The organism is Parabacteroides goldsteinii DSM 19448 = WAL 12034 (genome assembly GCF_000969835.1).
GTDB classification, from domain to species: domain Bacteria; phylum Bacteroidota; class Bacteroidia; order Bacteroidales; family Tannerellaceae; genus Parabacteroides; species Parabacteroides goldsteinii.
The window spans coordinates 437,288-455,047 of record NZ_KQ033913.1 but is presented as its reverse complement, the minus strand read 5'-3'; the positions used below and the strand labels follow the sequence as shown (position 1 = coordinate 455,047).

The 17,760-nt window shown below is 40.5% G+C and carries 17 protein-coding genes; 12 read left to right on the top strand and 5 right to left on the bottom strand.

The features are described from left to right. Nucleotides 1-63 precede the first annotated feature (63 nt). From HMPREF1535_RS14855 to HMPREF1535_RS14800, 12 genes are all read left to right on the top strand, one after another. Complete coding sequence (locus tag HMPREF1535_RS14855; protein ID WP_046146727.1) at nucleotides 64-1,164, top strand: glycosyltransferase family 4 protein; 1,101 nt, start codon at nucleotides 64-66, stop codon at nucleotides 1,162-1,164. Beyond that, a complete protein-coding gene (locus tag HMPREF1535_RS14850; protein ID WP_046146726.1) occupies nucleotides 1,148-2,245 on the top strand; it encodes a DUF1972 domain-containing protein in 1,098 nt (365 codons plus the stop codon). The genes HMPREF1535_RS14855 and HMPREF1535_RS14850 overlap by 17 nt, the downstream gene beginning before the upstream one ends. Nucleotides 2,246-2,281: 36 nt before the next feature. Continuing rightward, nucleotides 2,282-3,169, top strand: a complete 888-nt coding sequence (rfbA, locus tag HMPREF1535_RS14845; RefSeq protein ID WP_046146725.1) for a glucose-1-phosphate thymidylyltransferase RfbA — start codon at nucleotides 2,282-2,284, stop codon at nucleotides 3,167-3,169. Then, entirely contained in the window at nucleotides 3,169-3,741 is a 573-nt protein-coding gene (gene rfbC / locus HMPREF1535_RS14840) for a dTDP-4-dehydrorhamnose 3,5-epimerase (protein WP_046146724.1), read from the top strand. Before rfbA ends, rfbC begins: the two co-directional genes overlap by 1 nt. Continuing rightward, complete coding sequence (rfbD, locus tag HMPREF1535_RS14835) at nucleotides 3,734-4,594, top strand: dTDP-4-dehydrorhamnose reductase (RefSeq protein ID WP_046146723.1); 861 nt, start codon at nucleotides 3,734-3,736, stop codon at nucleotides 4,592-4,594. Before rfbC ends, rfbD begins: the two co-directional genes overlap by 8 nt. A gap of 6 nt (nucleotides 4,595-4,600) precedes the next feature. Next, entirely contained in the window at nucleotides 4,601-5,662 is a 1,062-nt protein-coding gene (gene rfbB, locus HMPREF1535_RS14830) for a dTDP-glucose 4,6-dehydratase (RefSeq protein WP_046146722.1), read from the top strand. A 333-nt stretch (nucleotides 5,663-5,995) separates the two neighbouring features. Further along, nucleotides 5,996-6,427 carry a hypothetical protein gene (locus HMPREF1535_RS14825; RefSeq protein WP_046147564.1) on the top strand — a complete coding sequence of 144 codons (432 nt, stop codon included), beginning with the start codon at nucleotides 5,996-5,998 and terminating at the stop codon, nucleotides 6,425-6,427. 460 nt (nucleotides 6,428-6,887) lie between these two features. Continuing rightward, entirely contained in the window at nucleotides 6,888-8,351 is a 1,464-nt protein-coding gene (locus tag HMPREF1535_RS14820) for a capsule assembly Wzi family protein (protein WP_046147563.1), read from the top strand. Continuing rightward, entirely contained in the window at nucleotides 8,339-8,728 is a 390-nt protein-coding gene (locus HMPREF1535_RS14815) for a lipocalin-like domain-containing protein (protein WP_052716719.1), read from the top strand. The genes HMPREF1535_RS14820 and HMPREF1535_RS14815 overlap by 13 nt, the downstream gene beginning before the upstream one ends. A 43-nt stretch (nucleotides 8,729-8,771) precedes the next feature. Then, nucleotides 8,772-11,168: an SLBB domain-containing protein gene (locus HMPREF1535_RS14810; protein ID WP_046146721.1), complete on the top strand. Its 2,397-nt coding sequence runs from the start codon at nucleotides 8,772-8,774 to the stop codon at nucleotides 11,166-11,168. A gap of 42 nt (nucleotides 11,169-11,210) precedes the next feature. Continuing rightward, nucleotides 11,211-12,317 carry a Wzz/FepE/Etk N-terminal domain-containing protein gene (locus HMPREF1535_RS14805; RefSeq protein ID WP_082207547.1) on the top strand — a complete coding sequence of 369 codons (1,107 nt, stop codon included), beginning with the start codon at nucleotides 11,211-11,213 and terminating at the stop codon, nucleotides 12,315-12,317. Between the two features lie 25 nt (nucleotides 12,318-12,342). Further along, nucleotides 12,343-14,604, top strand: a complete 2,262-nt coding sequence (locus tag HMPREF1535_RS14800) for a Helicase associated domain protein (RefSeq protein ID WP_046146719.1) — start codon at nucleotides 12,343-12,345, stop codon at nucleotides 14,602-14,604. Between the two features lie 76 nt (nucleotides 14,605-14,680). Here the strand turns inward: HMPREF1535_RS14800 and HMPREF1535_RS14795 are convergent, their stop codons facing one another. The 5 genes from HMPREF1535_RS14795 to HMPREF1535_RS14775 all read right to left on the bottom strand — a co-directional run bounded on the left by HMPREF1535_RS14795 (nucleotide 14,681) and on the right by HMPREF1535_RS14775 (nucleotide 17,696). Next, nucleotides 14,681-15,310, bottom strand: coding sequence for an outer membrane beta-barrel protein (locus HMPREF1535_RS14795; protein ID WP_046146718.1), 630 nt, complete (start codon nucleotides 15,308-15,310; stop codon nucleotides 14,681-14,683). A 30-nt stretch (nucleotides 15,311-15,340) separates the two neighbouring features. Next, nucleotides 15,341-16,006, bottom strand: a complete 666-nt coding sequence (locus HMPREF1535_RS14790; protein WP_007652832.1) for a DUF4136 domain-containing protein — start codon at nucleotides 16,004-16,006, stop codon at nucleotides 15,341-15,343. Nucleotides 16,007-16,230: 224 nt separating this feature from the next. Next, nucleotides 16,231-16,911 (bottom strand): YiaD family glycine zipper/OmpA-like lipoprotein, encoded by a 681-nt coding sequence (locus HMPREF1535_RS14785; RefSeq protein ID WP_007652831.1) that lies wholly within the window; start codon nucleotides 16,909-16,911, stop codon nucleotides 16,231-16,233. A gap of 42 nt (nucleotides 16,912-16,953) precedes the next feature. Then, nucleotides 16,954-17,280 carry a hypothetical protein gene (locus HMPREF1535_RS14780; RefSeq protein WP_007652830.1) on the bottom strand — a complete coding sequence of 109 codons (327 nt, stop codon included), beginning with the start codon at nucleotides 17,278-17,280 and terminating at the stop codon, nucleotides 16,954-16,956. Nucleotides 17,281-17,354: 74 nt separating this feature from the next. Next, nucleotides 17,355-17,696 carry a DUF6565 domain-containing protein gene (locus HMPREF1535_RS14775; protein WP_007652827.1) on the bottom strand — a complete coding sequence of 114 codons (342 nt, stop codon included), beginning with the start codon at nucleotides 17,694-17,696 and terminating at the stop codon, nucleotides 17,355-17,357. Nucleotides 17,697-17,760: the final 64 nt, after the last annotated feature.

The following is a 17,760-nucleotide window of genomic DNA, read 5'->3' as shown; positions in this document are numbered from 1 at the left end:
ATATATCAGAAAATGATATTGTTTGTGTGTTATTTCTGATTATCCATAAAAGGAAAATTCAAAATGAAAGTTTTATTTCAGTCTAGAAAGACTCTTTTTTCTGCTCCTGGCGGAGATACAACGCAATTGTTAAAAACGAAAGAGTATCTTGAGAAATTAGGGATAGAAGTGGATATCTCACTTGAACTTGAACCGGATTTAAGAGAATATGATATTATACATGTCTTTAACCTAATGAGACCCCAAGACTTGTTTCTACAGGTTCGTAACGCTAAACGTCAGGGTAAGAAAATTGCATTGTCGACAATTTATGGTCCTTATACAGAATATGAAAAAAAAGCACGGGGTGGTATGCTGCAAGTCATGAATCAAGTGTTGAGTATCACTCAGATCGAATATCTTAAAGTAATTGCCCGGGCGATTTTGAACCGTGAGTTTAGCAAAGGAACATGTATTTATTTATTGAATGGACATAAAAGATTACAACGGAAAATCATAAAAATGGTGGATGTCTTCCTGCCAAATTCTCATTCAGAAATGAGACGTGTTGAAAATGATTTCCACTTGACTAATTTAAAATATGTTGCAATCCCTAATGCTGTGGATGTTAATAAATTTGATTATGATACAGTGGAAATTGCATCTGAAAATGAAAAATACCGGGATTGTGTTTTATGTGTGTCTAGAATAGAAGGGCGTAAAAATCAACTTAACGTAGTGCGAGCGGCAAAGCAATTACCTTACAAATTTGTTTTTATTGGTAAGGCCGGGGCTAATTTTATGAAGTATAGGAAGCAATGTGAAGAAGAAGGAGGAACAAATTGTGAGTTTATAGGACCTGTAGACCATGAACAATTACCTCAATTTTATAAGCTTTGTAAAGTTCATGTTTTAGCTTCATGGATGGAAACTCCTGGACTTTCGTCTTTGGAAGCGGCTGTTATGCGGAGCAATATTGTTGTGACCAAGAAGGGCGATACTGAAGATTATTTTGGGGATAGGGCATTTTATTGTGACCCTGATAATATTGATTCTATTCGAGAGGCCATTAATCGGGCTTATGATACTCCTTTTGTTGAGTCGTTAGAACAAAAAATAAAAATGGAGTATAAATGGGAAGATACTGCGCGTGAAACACTAAAAGGTTATGAAGCAATCATATAAGAGAGTTGCAATTATTGGAATTGTCGGAGTTCCTGCTTCTTATGGAGGATTTGAATCCTTAGTTGAGAATATTATTGGAGAAAATTCATCACAATTTATAGAATATACAATTTGTTGTAGTTCATTGAGCTATTCTCAAAAAAAAGATGTCTATAAAGGAGCTAAATTGAAGTATATACCTTTAAAAGCTAATGGTGTTCAAAGTATTTTTTATGATATAATATCAATTTTCAGAACTATCCTAAAAGTAGATGTATTGCTTATTTTAGGTGTTTCCGGATGTATTATTTTACCTGTCATTAAGTTGTTTTCTGCGAAGAAAATTATTGTTAATATTGATGGACTGGAGCATAAGCGCGACAAATGGAAACCTTTAGTAAGGCGTTTTCTAAAATGGTCGGAAAAACTTGCTGTAAATTATGCAGATGTTATAATTTCAGATAATAAAGCCATTCAGGATTATGTAAAGGCCCAATATAATAAGGATTCTGAATTAATAGAATATGGTGGGGATCATGTGTTATGTGATGTATCTGCAATAGAATCTACAGTATTGGAACAATATGGGCTTGAAAAAATGAATTATAGTTTTTCTGTGTGCCGTATTGAGCCTGAAAATAATATTAAAATAACCCTTGATGCTTTTTCCAGAATAAATGAAAATATAGTGTTTGTGGGTAATTGGCAAAATAGTAATTATGGGCAAATGCTGAGGAAAGAATATTCTCAGTATAAAAACATAATGTTACTCGATCCAATATACGATATTAAGGTTTTAAATGTATTACGTCAAAATTGTAAATTTTATTTGCATGGTCATAGTGCCGGAGGTACCAATCCTTCTCTTGTTGAAGCGATGTTTTTTGGGAAACCCGTTTTGACCTATGATGTTGAGTATAACAGGGAAACTACAGAAAATAAAGCATATTACTATAATGATGCACAGAGTTTAATCAATCTGATTAATATGCCATATACTGATTTTATGGATAGTGGTCGGGTTATGGCTAAGATTGCTTATCGCCGATATCTTTGGAAATATATAGCACAAAAATATGAAGCTTTGTATTTAGAAGATTAAAGTATTTATTAGAATTAAAATAGAAATATAGTCATAATGAAAGGAATTGTTCTTGCCGGAGGTTCAGGCACACGTTTATATCCTATCACTAAGGGAGTTTCTAAACAGTTGCTTCCGATTTTTGATAAGCCGATGATTTATTATCCGGTTTCGGTGTTGATGTTGGCAGGGATTCGGGAGATACTCATTATTTCAACGCCACAGGATTTGCCGGGATTCCGGCGGTTACTGGGAGACGGTTCTGATTATGGTGTGAAATTTGAGTATGCGGAACAGCCCAGCCCTGACGGCTTGGCACAGGCTTTTATTATCGGGGAGCAATTTATCGGAGATGATTCTGTTTGTTTGGTATTAGGGGATAATATTTTCTATGGGCAGAGTTTTACCCGGATGTTGAAAGAGGCTGTACAGACTGCTGTACTGGAAAACAAGGCTACGGTTTTCGGGTATTGGGTAAGTGATCCGGAACGGTATGGGGTGGCTGAGTTTGACCGGGAGGGAAATGTACTGAGTATCGAAGAGAAGCCTGCGCAGCCTAAATCCAATTATGCTGTGGTAGGGCTTTATTTTTATCCTAATAAAGTCGTTGAAGTGGCAAAAAATATAAAGCCTTCGGATAGGGGGGAATTGGAGATTACTACCGTAAATCAACAATTCTTGCAGGATCAGGAGTTGAAAGTGCAGTTATTGGGGCGGGGTTTCGCGTGGCTGGATACAGGAACACATGATTCATTGAGCGAAGCTTCTACTTTTGTAGAAGTTATTGAAAAGCGACAGGGGTTGAAGGTTGCTTGCCTGGAAGGAATTGCTTTGCGACAAGGGTGGATTACTTCCGGTAAAATGAGAGAGTTGGCACAACCTATGATTAAAAATCAATATGGGCAATATCTGTTGAAAGTAATTCAAGAACTGGAGGGAAAATAATGGAAGTAATTCGAACTGATATAGAAGGCGTCTTCATATTACAACCTCGCGTTTTTGGAGATGAACGTGGTTATTTTTTTGAGTCGTTTTCACAACGGGACTTTGAAAATCAGGTCTGTAAAACCATTTTTGTACAGGACAATGAATCGAAATCATGTTATGGCGTATTGAGAGGATTGCATTTCCAGAAACCACCTTATGCACAATCTAAGTTAGTGCGGGTGGTAAAAGGTAAGGTTTTGGATATTGCAGTAGATATACGAAAAGGTTCACCGACGTTTGGAAAGTATGTCGCTATTGAATTGAGTGAAGAGAATAAGCGGCAATTTTTTATTCCGCGTGGGTTTGCTCATGGGTTTGTGGTATTAAGCCAGGAGGCTATATTTCAATATAAGTGTGATAATTTTTACGCGCCGGATTGCGAGGGGGCTTTGGCCTGGAATGATCCTGATCTGGGAATAGATTGGCAAATATCTGTAGAAAAGGTTATGCTTTCTGAAAAAGATAAGCATCATCCTTGTTTGAAAGATTCCGAGTGGCTATTTGATTATAAAGAGAATCTTTATGAATAATATATTAGTTACAGGAGCGAACGGGCAGTTGGGGAGTGAGATGCGCCGTCTGGCCGGGAGGGCTACTCCGGATCATTATGTTTTTACTGACGTTGCAGAGTTGGATATTACCGATTTGCAGGCATTGCGGCAATGTATGACAGAGAATCGGATAACGATAGTGGTGAATTGTGCGGCTTATACGAATGTCGATAAAGCGGAGGATGATTTTGAAACGGCCGACCTGATTAATCATAAAGCTGTGGAGAATCTGGCCGTTGCCTGTAAAGAGGCTGGGGCTACCTTGATTCATGTGTCTACGGATTATGTATTTCAGGGAAGTGGTAATTTGCCCTGCCGGGAAGATGAGCAGACAAATCCGCTGGGCGTTTATGGAAAAACGAAATTGGCCGGTGAGCAGTCGATCGAGAAAATCGGTTGCAGATATTTGATTTTTAGGACAGCTTGGTTATATTCTTCTTTTGGAAATAATTTTGTGAAAACCATGAGACGCTTAACTTCAGAACGCCAACAGTTGTCTGTTGTATTTGATCAGGTAGGTACTCCTACCTATGCAGGTGACCTGGCAGCTTTGATTGGGTATATTATTAAGGAAGGAAAATATAAACAGCAGCAAGGTATTTATCATTTTTCCAATGAAGGGGTATGCTCCTGGTATGATTTTGCCAAAGAGATTGCTGTGTTGTCTGGGAATGTATGCGATATCCGGCCCTGTCATTCGGACGAATTTCCGAGTAAGGTAAAACGTCCTGCTTTTTCTGTGCTGGATAAAACAAAGGTGAAAAATGATTTTGATTATGTGATTCCTTATTGGAAAGATTCTTTGGTGAAATGTATTAATGAATTAAATTAATAGGTTATGGAGTTTAAAAAAAATATTTTAATCACCGGAGGTGCCGGGTTCATTGGCTCTCACGTCGTGCGGCTGTTTGTGAACAAGTATCCTGAATATCGTATTATTAATTTGGATAAACTGACTTATGCGGGGAATCTTGCCAACTTGACAGATATTGAAAATATGCCTAACTATACGTTTGTGAAGGCTGATATTTGTGATTTTGAGAAGATTGTGGAGATTTTTAAGCAATATCGAATTGATGGTGTTATTCATTTGGCTGCGGAAAGCCATGTGGATCGTTCAATCAGGGATCCTTTCACATTTGCGAATACGAATGTTATGGGAACTCTTTCTTTGCTGCAGGCGGCGAAGGTATGCTGGGACGGGAATTATGAAGACAAACGTTTCTATCATATTTCGACGGACGAAGTGTACGGTGCTTTGCCGTTTGACGGTACTTTCTTTACGGAAACAACCAAATATGATCCTCATTCTCCCTATTCTGCTTCCAAAGCATCTTCGGATCATTTTGTACGGGCATTTCATGATACTTACGGATTACCCATCGTTATAACGAATTGCAGTAATAATTATGGTCCTTATCAGTTTCCTGAAAAATTGATACCGTTGTTTATTAATAATATCTGTCATGGCAAACCTCTTCCGGTGTATGGAAAAGGGGGAAATGTTAGAGATTGGCTTTATGTGGTAGACCATGCAAGAGCTATAGATATCATATTCCATAAAGGGAAAATAGCCGAAACATATAATATCGGAGGTTTCAATGAATGGAAGAATATAGACCTGATCAAAGTGATTATAAAAACCGTAGATAAGTTGCTTGGTAACCCGGAAGGGACCAGCGAACAATTGATAACTTATGTGACCGATCGGGCCGGACATGATTTACGATACGCCATTGATTCAACAAAGTTGAAACATGAATTGGGTTGGGAACCCAGCCTTCAATTTGAAGAAGGGATAGAAAAAACAGTTCGTTGGTATTTGGATAATCAGGAATGGATGGACAATGTTACGTCAGGTGATTACCAAAAATACTATGAGTTGATGTATAAATACTAACTTTTATTCCCTTCTAGTTAATCCGAATCAAATCTGTGTATAATAAGCTGCTGCGTCTTTATGCATGTCGAGATGTTTTACCAAGTAGAAACTTAAGGTCATAATTTTAATTGAAAATTTGAAGGTCCCTTATTTTGGAGATAAAAGATATATGTTTTGAAGATAAAATAAGGGACTTTTGAATGCAAAAGATATATGTTTTTTAGAGGGAAAGGAGATTCTTACTGTTGACAGGAAACATCTGTTGTACAGCATCAACTTAAAAGTTATGCTGACAGAAGAATTAAAACGCTATAAAAAAAAATTGGTGGAATTGTAGGAAAAAATTTGGCTTTGGATAAATTGGAAGCCTATATTGGAGAGTGCCCGGACCGACGGACCGAAATAATGAAACTGGCCTGGCTGTTGGGGAGTGATGAGTGTCACCCAAAAAAGGGTTGGACTGATTTGGCAAATAAGTTTTTTGACAAATTCCGACCGGAAATATTGACTTGGTGTGGTTTTGACCTGGTAGACCCGTGGAAGGAGAGAGTACCGGTGAACGACCGGAAATTTTTGAGTGACCTGCTGGGGCAAATGAAGGTATATTATTTCAATGATGTGTCTTTCGACTTCCTGGCTGAGCACTTTTATCTCTGTTTTCGTCTGGAGGGAACGGTCGGTTCTTTTTGTACCGAAATGAAAGTACATGACTCCGATTATTCGGATTGTATCAAACATTTTTTGAATGAAATAAATAGGATTAATAACAAAAATAAGAAATAATAATTGATTAATACGCTGTATAACAGGTTTTTCTGTGCTTGTTTTTGCTGCGATTTTAGTAATTGCCGTCTGGTGCATACCCTCTACCTTTGCAGGGTGAAAGTGAATGATACCGGATGTTGTTAATCTTTGAAATCTGAAAAAAATGGCCGTAGGCCCTTATTTAGTTATAAATATTTATATTCTATATTAAAAGAGGAATTTCAGGACATTCCCGGGCGACTTGAAAAGTCTTCTATTAATAGGCTCAATATCAGAGATGTATAGACACGAAGCAAATTCATTTTCATCTTGATATCAATTTCAAACTTAATTTGTATAGGGCATGAAAGATTATTGTGCTGAAAATGAGAAGAATACGTCCGATATTTTTGGAAGTGCATTCCTGAATGTTCTTAGGATCATCCTGAACCAATTACAGGCAAATCTCATCACTATCATTGATTCAAATTTTTCAGAAATGAAACTTATATCTAAATTAATCATTTGGGGAAGTATTTTATTGCTCCCCTTGAACTCTTACGCTCAGATCACGAAAGGACTGAGTTATCAGGCAGAGACTGGAATCAGTTTTAGCGGAGGGGAACATACTCCTTTCTGGCTGACAGCAAATAAACAAGGACTTTCGTCCATTGAGAAGAATAACGGATATCTGCGTGCCGGAATCTTCCGGGAGTTGGAAAACGATAAACGCTTCTCATATGCTTTCGGGGCGGATTTGGCTGTAGCCTATAATTTTACATCGACTTTTGTGGTGCAACAATTGTATGCGGATCTGAAATATCGTTGCCTGGGAGTTAGTATAGGTAGTAAAGAAAGACACAGTGAATTCAATAATCCGCTTTTAAGTAGCGGGGGATTGACATTTTCGGGTAATGCTCGTCCAATCCCGCAGGTTCGTATCGGCATTCCGGAATATACCGTTGTACCGGGAACAAAAGGATGGATGGCTTTCAAAGGACATATCGCTTATGGCATGTTTACAGACGATAGCTGGCAGAAAGATTTCGTGGTTCCGGGGAATAAATATACGGAACATGTACTCTATCATTCCAAAGATTTGTATGTGAAAATCGGTAATCAAGAGAAATTTCCACTGATTTTGGAAGGAGGTTTGGAAATGGCAGCCCAATTCGGAGGAAATGCATTTATTGGAGACCAAAAGATTGATATGCCGAATGGGATAAAGGATTTCTTTAAAGTGTTTATTCCGAGCGGAGGTGGCAGTGAAACTCCAACAGGGGAACAAACAAATGTTTACGGAAACCATTTAGGTAGCTGGAATTTTTCGTTAACCTGGTATGCTCCACAAAATTGGACAATTCGCCCTTATTACGAACATTATTTTGAAGATCATTCACAGATGTTCGGGGAATATGGATGGAAAGATTGCCTGGCGGGAATAGAAATAACATTTCCCAAAAATCCTGTCGTTAGCAGTTTCGTTTACGAATATATTTCAACAAAAGATCAGACTAGTCCCGTTTATTGGGATCATACACCGGAAATACCGGAACAGATAAGCGGAGCAGATAATTATTATAACCACTATATCTATAGCGGATGGCAACATTGGGGAATGGGAATCGGAAACCCTCTTGTCATGTCTCCCATCTATAATAACGACGGAGATATTGTTTTTAAAAGCAATCGGATGCAGGGACATCATTTTGGAATAATGGGTAACCCTTGTGCCGATCTGCAATACCGTATCCTTTTATCTGTTACCCGCAATTGGGGGACCTATGCGTTACCTTTTTATGAGATCAAAAAAAACGGCAATGCTCTAGCCGAGTTAAAATATACGCCTCATCAATTGAAAGGTTGGGATTTTACAGCTTCACTAGGGATAGACAGGGGAGCTATGTTGGGTAAAAGTGCCGGTGGTATGTTAACAATCAGAAAAACAGGATGGATACGATGAAAAGATATATAATAGCTACGCTGCTGGTACTGATAGTTAGTGCTTGTGGAAAAACACCTATCAACGGAGACCTGGATGGGCGTTGGCAAATAATGAAAATAGAATATACTTCCGGAGAAGAAGAAACACCGGAGCGAGCTTACTACAGTGTGGCTTTGCATACAATCAACCTGATGCAAGTCGGAGGAACCAGTCAAACTGGAAATATGGAATATACCGGAGATTCACTATTTGTAGTCATGCCGATCAGTACAGTTGAAAACTTATTACCATTTGGCATGAACGGGACGGAACAACGTTTCGGTGTCAAAGAATTAACATCGAAACATCTGGTTTTACAATCAGATTATGCGCGGTTGGAATTCAGAAAGTTTTGATACTACTCTCTCCTAAATCGAAATAATAAAAACAAATAACAATATGAATATCATAATCAGAAATGTATTATTGGGGGGATTGCTATGGCTGGCAGTACCATTGGCGGCACAGGTTCCCCAGGATTTGATTGATAAGGCAAAAGCTGCGGGAATGACAGATGATCAGATACAGCAGGAAATTGCTAAGAGAATGGGACAATCAGGCGCAAGCCAAACAACTTCCAGGGCCTCCGATGCAGTAATTTCTGACCGGGTTATTGCTACTACTCCGGGCGAGGATAGTATCTCTCCGGAAGAACAACGCAAAAGGAATCTGCCGGAAAACGATTTGAAAGAAACTGTTTTCGGACGAGAGATATTTTCTAATAAGAATCTATCTTTTGAACCGGATCTGAATATTCCGACTCCTAAAAACTATATCCTGTCAGCCGGAGATGAATTGCTGATCAATGTCTGGGGAGATTCAGAACTGAATCTGAAACTGAAAGTTTCTCCCGAAGGAACAATTCTTATCCCTAATCTAGGTCCGGTATCTGTCAGCGGACTGACTATCGAAACTGCCGAAAACCGTATCCGACAGGAATTGGGACGGATCATGTCTACCCTATCGGAAAATACCGATGGAGCCAATACATTTGTATCTGTCAGTCTAAGTCAGATACGCAGCATCAAAGTCAATATTGTAGGTGAAGTCGTTGCTCCGGGAACCTATACCCTACCCTCTTTTGCCACTCTGTTTAATGCTTTGTATGCGGCAGGTGGAGTGAATGAGATCGGTTCGCTTCGCGGAATCAAAGTATACCGCAACAGTAAGGAAGTTGCAAAATTAGATGTATATGATTATCTCCTGAATGGCAAATACAATACGAATATCCGTTTGGAAGAGAATGATATGGTGATCGTTTCACCTTACGATCAGTTGGCTGTGGTTCGTGGAAAAGTAAAACGTAACCGCATTTTCGAAATGAAAAAAGGGGAAACTTTACAACAACTGTTGAACATGGCCGGAGGTTTTACCGGGGATGCCTACAAAAAAGATGTCCGTATTAAGCGAAAAGCCGATAGCCGTTATCAAATAGCGACTGTTACGGAAGATAAATATCCGACCTTTGCGATGATGGATGGCGATTCTTTGTTGGTAGACTCAGTGATCCCTTTTTACGAAAACCGTCTGACAGTGACAGGAGCAGTCTGGCGTCCGGGAGAATATGAGTTGAATGGTGCAGTACATACCGTAAAAGGATTGATCAACCAGGCAGCCGGCCTGAAAGGTGATGAATTTACCGGCCGTGCCCAGATTACCCGTTTGAATCCGGATTTCACAACAACAGTTATAGCCCTAGATATCCGTGGAATCCTGAATGGTACATCTCCGGATATAGAACTCAAACCGGAAGACATACTAAACATTCCATCCCTGTTTGATCTCCGCGAGCCTTATACGATCAAAATAAGTGGAGCAGTGAATTATGTAGATACAGTCCTGCCCTACCGAAACAATCTGACGGTTGAAGATGCCATTATGATGGCCGGAGGTTTGAAGGAATCGGCAGCAACGGTCAATGTGGAAGTAGCCCGAAGAATTAAGGATACAAAAACTTACGAAAACAGTAATCGTACAGCCGAAGTGTTCAACTTTGAGTTGAATGACAATTTGGGACTGATATCCGTTGATGGAAAAAACAGCAATTCAGTCTTTACCCTTGAACCTTTCGATGAGGTGTATGTGCGTTTCTCACCAGGATATCAGGAACAGCAAGTAGTAAAGGTTGATGGTGAAATTACTTTCTCCGGTGATTACGTATTGGCAGAAAAGAATTCCCGTTTGAGTAATATCATAGCCAAAGCCGGAGGGATAACCCCTGATGCCTATGTAAAAGGAGCAAGTCTGAAACGCCAGTTGACAGAAGATGAGATGCGCCGCCTGGAAACTCTGCTGCAACTAAGTTCCAATAAGCAAAGCCGTGACTCGGTGGCTTTGTCACTGAAAAATATCAAAAATTATTCAGTCGGTATTGATTTGGAAAAAGCATTGGCTAATCCGGGAAGTGCCCACGACGTGGTATTGCGTGACGGGGATGAACTTTATATTCCTCAATTACAAAGTACAGTTAAGATAAATGGAGCCGTAACCTATCCGAACAGTGTGACCTATACTGAAGGAATGTCTGTCGGAAATTGTCTTTCACAAGCCGGTGGATACAATGATATTGCCCGCAAATATCCGATCGTAATCTATATGAACGGCAAGGTTGCTACAACGAAAAAATGCTTTATCTTCTTCAAACGATATCCAAAGGTAGAACCGGGATGCGAAATCGTCGTTCCGACTAAGACGCAGCGCGATCGTAAAACCAGTCTGGCAGAAGTTCTGAGCATAGCCAGTTCAACCACTTCGATGGCAGCCATGGTCACCTCTATTATTAATACAATGAAATAATTTTCAATTTTCAATCTTTAATTTTCAATTAACAAGGTGGATATGATTCAAATGAACACTCCTGACATAGATAATGCACAGGAGATCGATTTAATAGAATTGGCTAAGCGGTTGTGGGGGGAACGTAAATTTATTTTTAAATGTTGCGGAATTGCAGTTGTTGTCGGTCTTGTCGTAGCTTTCAGCATACCGAAAGAATATAGTACAACCGTAAAACTGGCACCCGAAACTTCCGACCCATCCAAAAAGATGGGAAATCTGGGAGGATTGGCTGCTATGGCAGGGATTAACCTGAACAGTACTTCAGGAGCGGATGCCATCTCTCCGGACCTGTATCCGGATGTAGTCAGCAGTATTCCTTTTTTACTGGAGTTATTCCCCGTACAAGTAACAAATGAGAAAGGTGATTATTCTGCATCCTTATATGATTATATGAATGATCATCAGAAAAGTGCGTGGTGGAGTTATGTGGTACAGACTCCGTTCAAGTTGTTGGGTGTTGTGAAAGATTTGTTCTCAAAAGAAGAACCGGTAAGTAATGGAGAATTGACTTCTTTTAGACTAACCAATAAACAAGCCGGCGTTATCAATGCGTTACAACAACGCATCTCCGCTTCTGTGGATAAAAAGACATCGGTAATCACCGTATCCGTTCAGATGCAAGACCCGTTGATCTCGGCGAATATCACTCAAATTGTTTTGGAAAAACTTCAGGGATACATCACAAATTACCGTACCCAGAAGGTAAAACAGGACCTGGAATTCACAGAGAAAGTATTTAGTGAAGCCAGGGAATCCTATTATAAGGCACAACGTGCCTATGCGGCTTTTGAGGATGCCAACAAGAATATTATCTCTGCCAGCTACCGTACGGAACAGGAACGTTTAAAGAATGAAATGACATTGACCTTCAATGTTTACAATACGCTGGCCCAGAAATTGGAACAGGATAAACTCCGGGTACAGGAACAGACACCGGTGTATACAATAATACAACCTGCCACAGTTCCTTTAAAAGCATCCTCTCCCAAGAAGCCGCTGATCCTGATTGGGTTTGTATTCCTTGCCATATTCGGAGGAATCGGTTATCTGTTTATCAAAGACCTTTTCAAACCCAAAGAGGAAACTGAGGTTTTAGATATTGAATGATTTCTAGTATTGACATATTTTCTGAATGTCACTCTGCGATCTTTATCATTCTTATCATTATTTTGTCACTGAAGAATCCGGCTGTCTGCTGGTAGGCTTCAGGGAGGACTCCGTTACTTTCATTGTGAAAGAGGTATGGAATAAGGAACCTGTCGGCTTGCCGGAAGTAGACAGGTTGTATACTGAAATGCAGCGTATCGGGGAAATGTCCGGCTGCAACCAGTTCCGTATTCTGGCTCATGGCGGTTATCTGCCGGAGGCACTTTCCTTTGAACTGCATGGACTGACTGTTTCGGATGAAAGCTATCTGAAAAGCTTGGAAACGGGAAAGCATATTGAACTGTTTTCACATAATGAAGCGGCTTACCGGGCCATCGAGGAAGGATTCAAAACAAACAGGATCGGAGCCGTTGTACAGGCTACCGGTACAGGGAAATCCTACCTGATTGCCCGCTATATTGTCAATCATTCGGAAGATGATATAGTGGTTATCGCTCCCAACGTTACGATCATTGCCGAGATCAAAAAAGCAATCGGCAGGACAATGCCACATGTCGCCTACCGGACTTTCCAGGCATTAGTCCTGAATCGCGGTACAGTCGGTGAACTCAAAGCGGATCATATCATTATTGATGAGTTCCATCATTTCGGAGCGGAGGTATGGGGACAGGCTGTACAGGAAGTAATAGATAACAATCCGGAGGCGCGTGTACTGGGAATGTCGGCCACTCCGATACGTCCAGAAGAGATGCTCGATACGGTAGAGGTCTATTTCAAGGGAAACCTGTTCCATGAATTGTCTTTGTCTATGGCCTGGTATTATAAGATACTGCCTGTTCCTGTTCTGGTGCAGAGCGTATTCGATCTGAATAACCAGCTGGATAAGGTACAGCGTATGCTGAACAGGAGCGACTGTACATCTGAAAGGCGTAAGCGTATTCAGGATAAGATAAACTTTGCCCGACTGGACTTTCGCGGTTCGTTGAGTGCATCGGAACTGATCCGGCGTTATTTGCCGAAAGAAGTAAAGAAAATGCTTGTTTTCTGTAAAGACAAGGAAGATCTTCAGCATATGATTCCCGAAGTATCGAACTGGCTCGGGCAGGCAGGCTTTGAGACGGAAACATTCGAGATCCATAACGGGCTGAGTAACCGGGAGAATGAAAAGACGTTGCGTCGTTTCCGTAGGGAAACGGGAAAACTACATGTACTTTTCTCTATAAATATGCTGATCGAAGGATTGCATGTGGAAGGAGTAGATGCAGCCATGTTCCTGCGACGTACAGAATCGTATGTGGTTGCCTTGCAACAGTTGGGCCGTTGCCTGAAAGCCGGTTCGGACCGTCATCCGGTGGTACTAGACTTCGTCAATAACCTTTCGGGCCGTTCTGTTTATGAAGCTATGTCAAGGGAGTTGGCTTATCATCCGGCGATCCGTGCCCCGAAGAGCTTTAAAGGCTTTATGGAGTTTGAAGTCACGGGATTCCTGTCCGATATCCGTGTCCGTGTGGATGATATGCTGGCGGAGTTGGATGCGTGGCCTGTGATGTATGAACGTTTGATTGAATATAAGGAACGTGAAGGACGTTGGCCACAGGCAGCCGAAGGGAAGCTGGGAAATTGGTGCAATACCCAGCGGATTGCCCGGAAGAAAGGGACGTTGTCGGAAGATTATATCTCGCAGTTAGACCGAATCGGTTTCGAATGGGAGGTACAGGACAGCCGCTGGATGAACTGCTTTGAAGAACTGAAAGCATTTATGGCTGTAGAACACCGTTGTCCCAAACGCGGCGAAAACAAACTGAATACCTGGTGCAATACCCAACGCCAAGCACGAAAGAAAGGTCTCCTTTCCAATGAAAGAATCCGGTTGCTCGATTCGATCGGCTTCTGGTGGGAACAGGATCTGGATTCGCTTTGGACGGAGAACTGGCAGCAGGTACTTGCCTACTACAAAAAACACAAACGTTGGCCCAAAAGCAATGAAGGTAAAGCCGGCAGCTGGTGTAACACCCAGCGTAAGAACCGGAAACAAGGTTTACTTTCGGCTGAACGCATCGCCCGGATGGAAGCCGAAGGTTTTATCTGGACTATCGATGATGTCTGGATGGAAAACTATGAAAAACTACAACAGTTCTTCTCAGAAAACAACCGCTGGCCAACCGCCCGTGAGAACAAGCTGGGCAGTTGGTGTTTCGTACAGCGCAGAGCCTTAAAAAAAGGTGAACTCCCTCCTACCCGTAAAAATCTTCTGGATAAGATCGCATTCCCCTGGAATTTAAAATAAAAAACGGGAAACTGCCGCTGCAGCCTCCCGCTTTCTAATAAACTACATAAAACACTTAAAAGAACAAACTTCTATTTTAGAACGCAACACCGAAGCGTACTCCCCAGTTGTTTATTCCGTCCATGGAATAAGTCAGGACTTTACTTTTGTTTGTTGCATAATTATAGTAAGCAGCTACGTGCAAACCGAATTTCTTTTCAGGAGTAAAGAAAATATTCATACCAACTTCAGGAGCTACATAGAATCCCCATTGACGGTCGTACACTTTCATTACATTCATATAAGTCGACATTTCACTGTATTCTGCACCTAATTTAGCTGAAACATAAGGTTCAAACTGTCCTTCGCGGGTAAAGCTATAACGGAATGCAGCACCAAAAGGCAACTGGAATAAAGAATGTTGCTGATCAGAAGTGATAGCAGATGTTTCGCTTACGTTGAGTGTCTGACGGTCAATATATTTATTGTTCGTGTGATAAGAAATAAATGCACCTACTGCAAAATTAGGAACCACATAATAACCGGCTTCACCATGAGCACCCCAACCGCTTGTCTTGTCGGCAAAGTCATTACCGAACGGAGAGTTGATATCCCAGTCGATATTGAAATACATATTGTTTACAACCTGGGCGCCAGCCAGTGAAGGAATCGCTAAACAGGCGATAAGTAAAGCGACTAATTTTATTGATTTATTTATCTTTTTCATAAGACTCAAATTTTACTGATTCGCGTTTAATTATTTCCTGATATATGGTGATTGAACAAATGCCTGATCAATTGCACGGATGGATAGCTGAGTATCGATCTTATTTGAACCGGACAATAAACCTGCCATATATGAAGTCCAGATAACCGGTAACTTTGCATCAGCAGTCTTTGGTGTCGGAGATTTCAGGTCGACCATTTCAGCAAGCAGTGAACCTACGCTGTAGCTGTAAACAACAGGGTACGGATAATACCAGTCGTGCCAGTCATAACCCCATGTCGGTCCCCATCCCGGTCTCCAGTAATTAGGTGCCCAATAACCTGGGTAACCCCACCACCAATAATTGTTGTCATACCAGTTTGTAAAATAATTTACATTTTCAACAAAAGAAACCTGCAAACCCAGATCCGCTGTTTCTTTGTCCATTGTGCGAGTGTAACCACGGCTTTCCATGTTACTGATAATTGTGGAAGTGATATCGTCTGCTTCAGTTGCTGTCCAGTACTGAGGCTTCTCGCTGTTGCCAATTACCAGTACACTATCAGGAATGTAGAATGTGGTGAAAGACTTGAAATCGGTCTTACTATCATGATTTGTGTACACCACGAAATCATTATCCAGCTTTGACATATCCGGATCTTTCTGACAAGATGCCAGTAAAAGGATCAACAAGAAAAAAGGAATAATCTTTTTCATCTCATTTTAACGTTTAAAACAGTTTATACTATTATTTGTGCTTATATATAAGTTACTCATGAAACAACAAGAAATTAAAAAAGGTTCTCTTCGATGTTATTTTGACTGTGTTAATTAACTTGTTGTAAGACTTCAAAACGCTCGTAAACGATAGTTAAAACGAGAAAAGGCCCGGAATAACTTACGCTATTCCAGGCCTTTCGATTATCTTTTAAAATAAATATTTATTTCAATGTCCCCTGTTGAGCATCCTGTATCATCTTTTCGTTGGCAAGGATCAGGATTTCCACACGGCGGTTCAATGCACGTCCTTCCGGAGTGTCGTTGCTGGCAACAGGATCGTGAACGCCTTTGCCTTCATATTCCATGCGGCGACCGCTTACACCCTGGTCGACCATCATATAGTCGTATACGCTTTTAGCTCGTTTTTCCGACAAAGTCTGGTTGTAGTCCACCTTACCGGTGTTATCGGTATAACCAACGATCTTGATGTCGGTATCCGGATTTTCGTTCAGGCTGACAGCCAGTTTACGCAATGCACTGCGCGAAGCATCGCTCAATGTACTTGAATTAGTCGCAAACAGGATACCAGAATCGAAAGTAACTTTCAAAGCTTCACCATTATTAATGGTCTCAACGGTTGTTTCGGGAGGAAGAGTTGCTTCCAGCTCCTTCTTCTGTTTATCCATCTTTTTACCAATCAAAGCACCGGCCGTACCACCGACAGCAGCACCGATAACTGCTCCTAATGCTGTATTACCGGCCAATGCACCAATACCTGCACCGGCGGCTGCACCACCACCTACTCCAATGGCTGTTCCTTTACCGGTATTTGTCCATGTTCCGCAACTCGTAAATACTACTGCCATACATAGCAGTACTGATAATAGTTTTAAATGTTTCATCTTTTTGCTCTTTTATAAACTTTATATGAATATAACAGTTTATCAATCGAACATGTTGATAGAATCGCAATATTCAAGTTCGCCCTGCACAATAAAGCCTATTGCCTCGGGATCGAATTTGCCAACACCATCCTTCTGCGCATTCTTTACTACATATTCAATCAATTCATCCTCATCTATTTCAATATCGGCATCATCGTCAGCATCATCGTTCAGATAACCACGTGATTCGTAGAAATCGTAGATCAGGTCTACAATATAATTGATATCGTCATTGCTGAATTTGCCTTTCAATTCCTGGGGAAGATAGTTCTGAATAAATTTTACAGATTCGTCTTCATCGTAAATCAAATCGTCTTTGTCGCTCATAACTTTTTCAGTTTAATTGGTTACATACTTATGCAAAGATATTGCTTTAATTGAGATTTAAAAAGAATTATATGCTATTTGATCAAATCGTCCAAAGCATTATTTCCTTCCTTCAATATGTTATCAATGATGCCATGCTTTGTCTGGATTGTCAGATAAGTGGCTTTCAACTTTGTGATACCGATCATTTCATCTGTAGAAAGTTCGGAACTATACTTATCATATTTTGTTTCGGCAAATTCGATATATTTCTTTTCCACTTCTTCCCAATCTGCCTTAGAATACTTATCGGCACCAGCCTGTACTTTTTCTACGAACTTCGTGAAGTCCTTTACATACGATTCTTTAGATTCCCCGCAACCGCTTAATGTAAAGAGAGCCATCACAGCAACCATCATCATTAAAAACCTTTTCATATTCTTTTCCTTTTTAGATTAATGTTGCAAATGTAAACAAAAAAAGACCCGGATTTACAACAAA

What these genes read in the sequence shown, in the direction of transcription:
- rfbA (WP_046146725.1), top strand. Translation starts at nt 2,282, where the DNA reads ATGAAAGGAATTGTTCTTGCCGGAGGTTCAGGCACACGTTTATATCCT.
- HMPREF1535_RS14850 (WP_046146726.1), top strand. Translation starts at nt 1,148, where the DNA reads ATGAAGCAATCATATAAGAGAGTTGCAATTATTGGAATTGTCGGAGTT.
- HMPREF1535_RS14855 (WP_046146727.1), top strand. Translation starts at nt 64, where the DNA reads ATGAAAGTTTTATTTCAGTCTAGAAAGACTCTTTTTTCTGCTCCTGGC.
- HMPREF1535_RS14815 (WP_052716719.1), top strand. Translation starts at nt 8,339, where the DNA reads ATGGATACGATGAAAAGATATATAATAGCTACGCTGCTGGTACTGATA.
- rfbB (WP_046146722.1), top strand. Translation starts at nt 4,601, where the DNA reads ATGGAGTTTAAAAAAAATATTTTAATCACCGGAGGTGCCGGGTTCATT.
- HMPREF1535_RS14795 (WP_046146718.1), bottom strand. Translation starts at nt 15,310, where the DNA reads ATGAAAAAGATAAATAAATCAATAAAATTAGTCGCTTTACTTATCGCC.
- HMPREF1535_RS14780 (WP_007652830.1), bottom strand. Translation starts at nt 17,280, where the DNA reads ATGAGCGACAAAGACGATTTGATTTACGATGAAGACGAATCTGTAAAA.
- rfbC (WP_046146724.1), top strand. Translation starts at nt 3,169, where the DNA reads ATGGAAGTAATTCGAACTGATATAGAAGGCGTCTTCATATTACAACCT.
- HMPREF1535_RS14785 (WP_007652831.1), bottom strand. Translation starts at nt 16,911, where the DNA reads ATGAAACATTTAAAACTATTATCAGTACTGCTATGTATGGCAGTAGTA.
- HMPREF1535_RS14805 (WP_082207547.1), top strand. Translation starts at nt 11,211, where the DNA reads ATGATTCAAATGAACACTCCTGACATAGATAATGCACAGGAGATCGAT.
- rfbD (WP_046146723.1), top strand. Translation starts at nt 3,734, where the DNA reads ATGAATAATATATTAGTTACAGGAGCGAACGGGCAGTTGGGGAGTGAG.
- HMPREF1535_RS14790 (WP_007652832.1), bottom strand. Translation starts at nt 16,006, where the DNA reads ATGAAAAAGATTATTCCTTTTTTCTTGTTGATCCTTTTACTGGCATCT.
- HMPREF1535_RS14820 (WP_046147563.1), top strand. Translation starts at nt 6,888, where the DNA reads ATGAAACTTATATCTAAATTAATCATTTGGGGAAGTATTTTATTGCTC.
- HMPREF1535_RS14775 (WP_007652827.1), bottom strand. Translation starts at nt 17,696, where the DNA reads ATGAAAAGGTTTTTAATGATGATGGTTGCTGTGATGGCTCTCTTTACA.
- HMPREF1535_RS14800 (WP_046146719.1), top strand. Translation starts at nt 12,343, where the DNA reads ATGTCACTCTGCGATCTTTATCATTCTTATCATTATTTTGTCACTGAA.
- HMPREF1535_RS14810 (WP_046146721.1), top strand. Translation starts at nt 8,772, where the DNA reads ATGAATATCATAATCAGAAATGTATTATTGGGGGGATTGCTATGGCTG.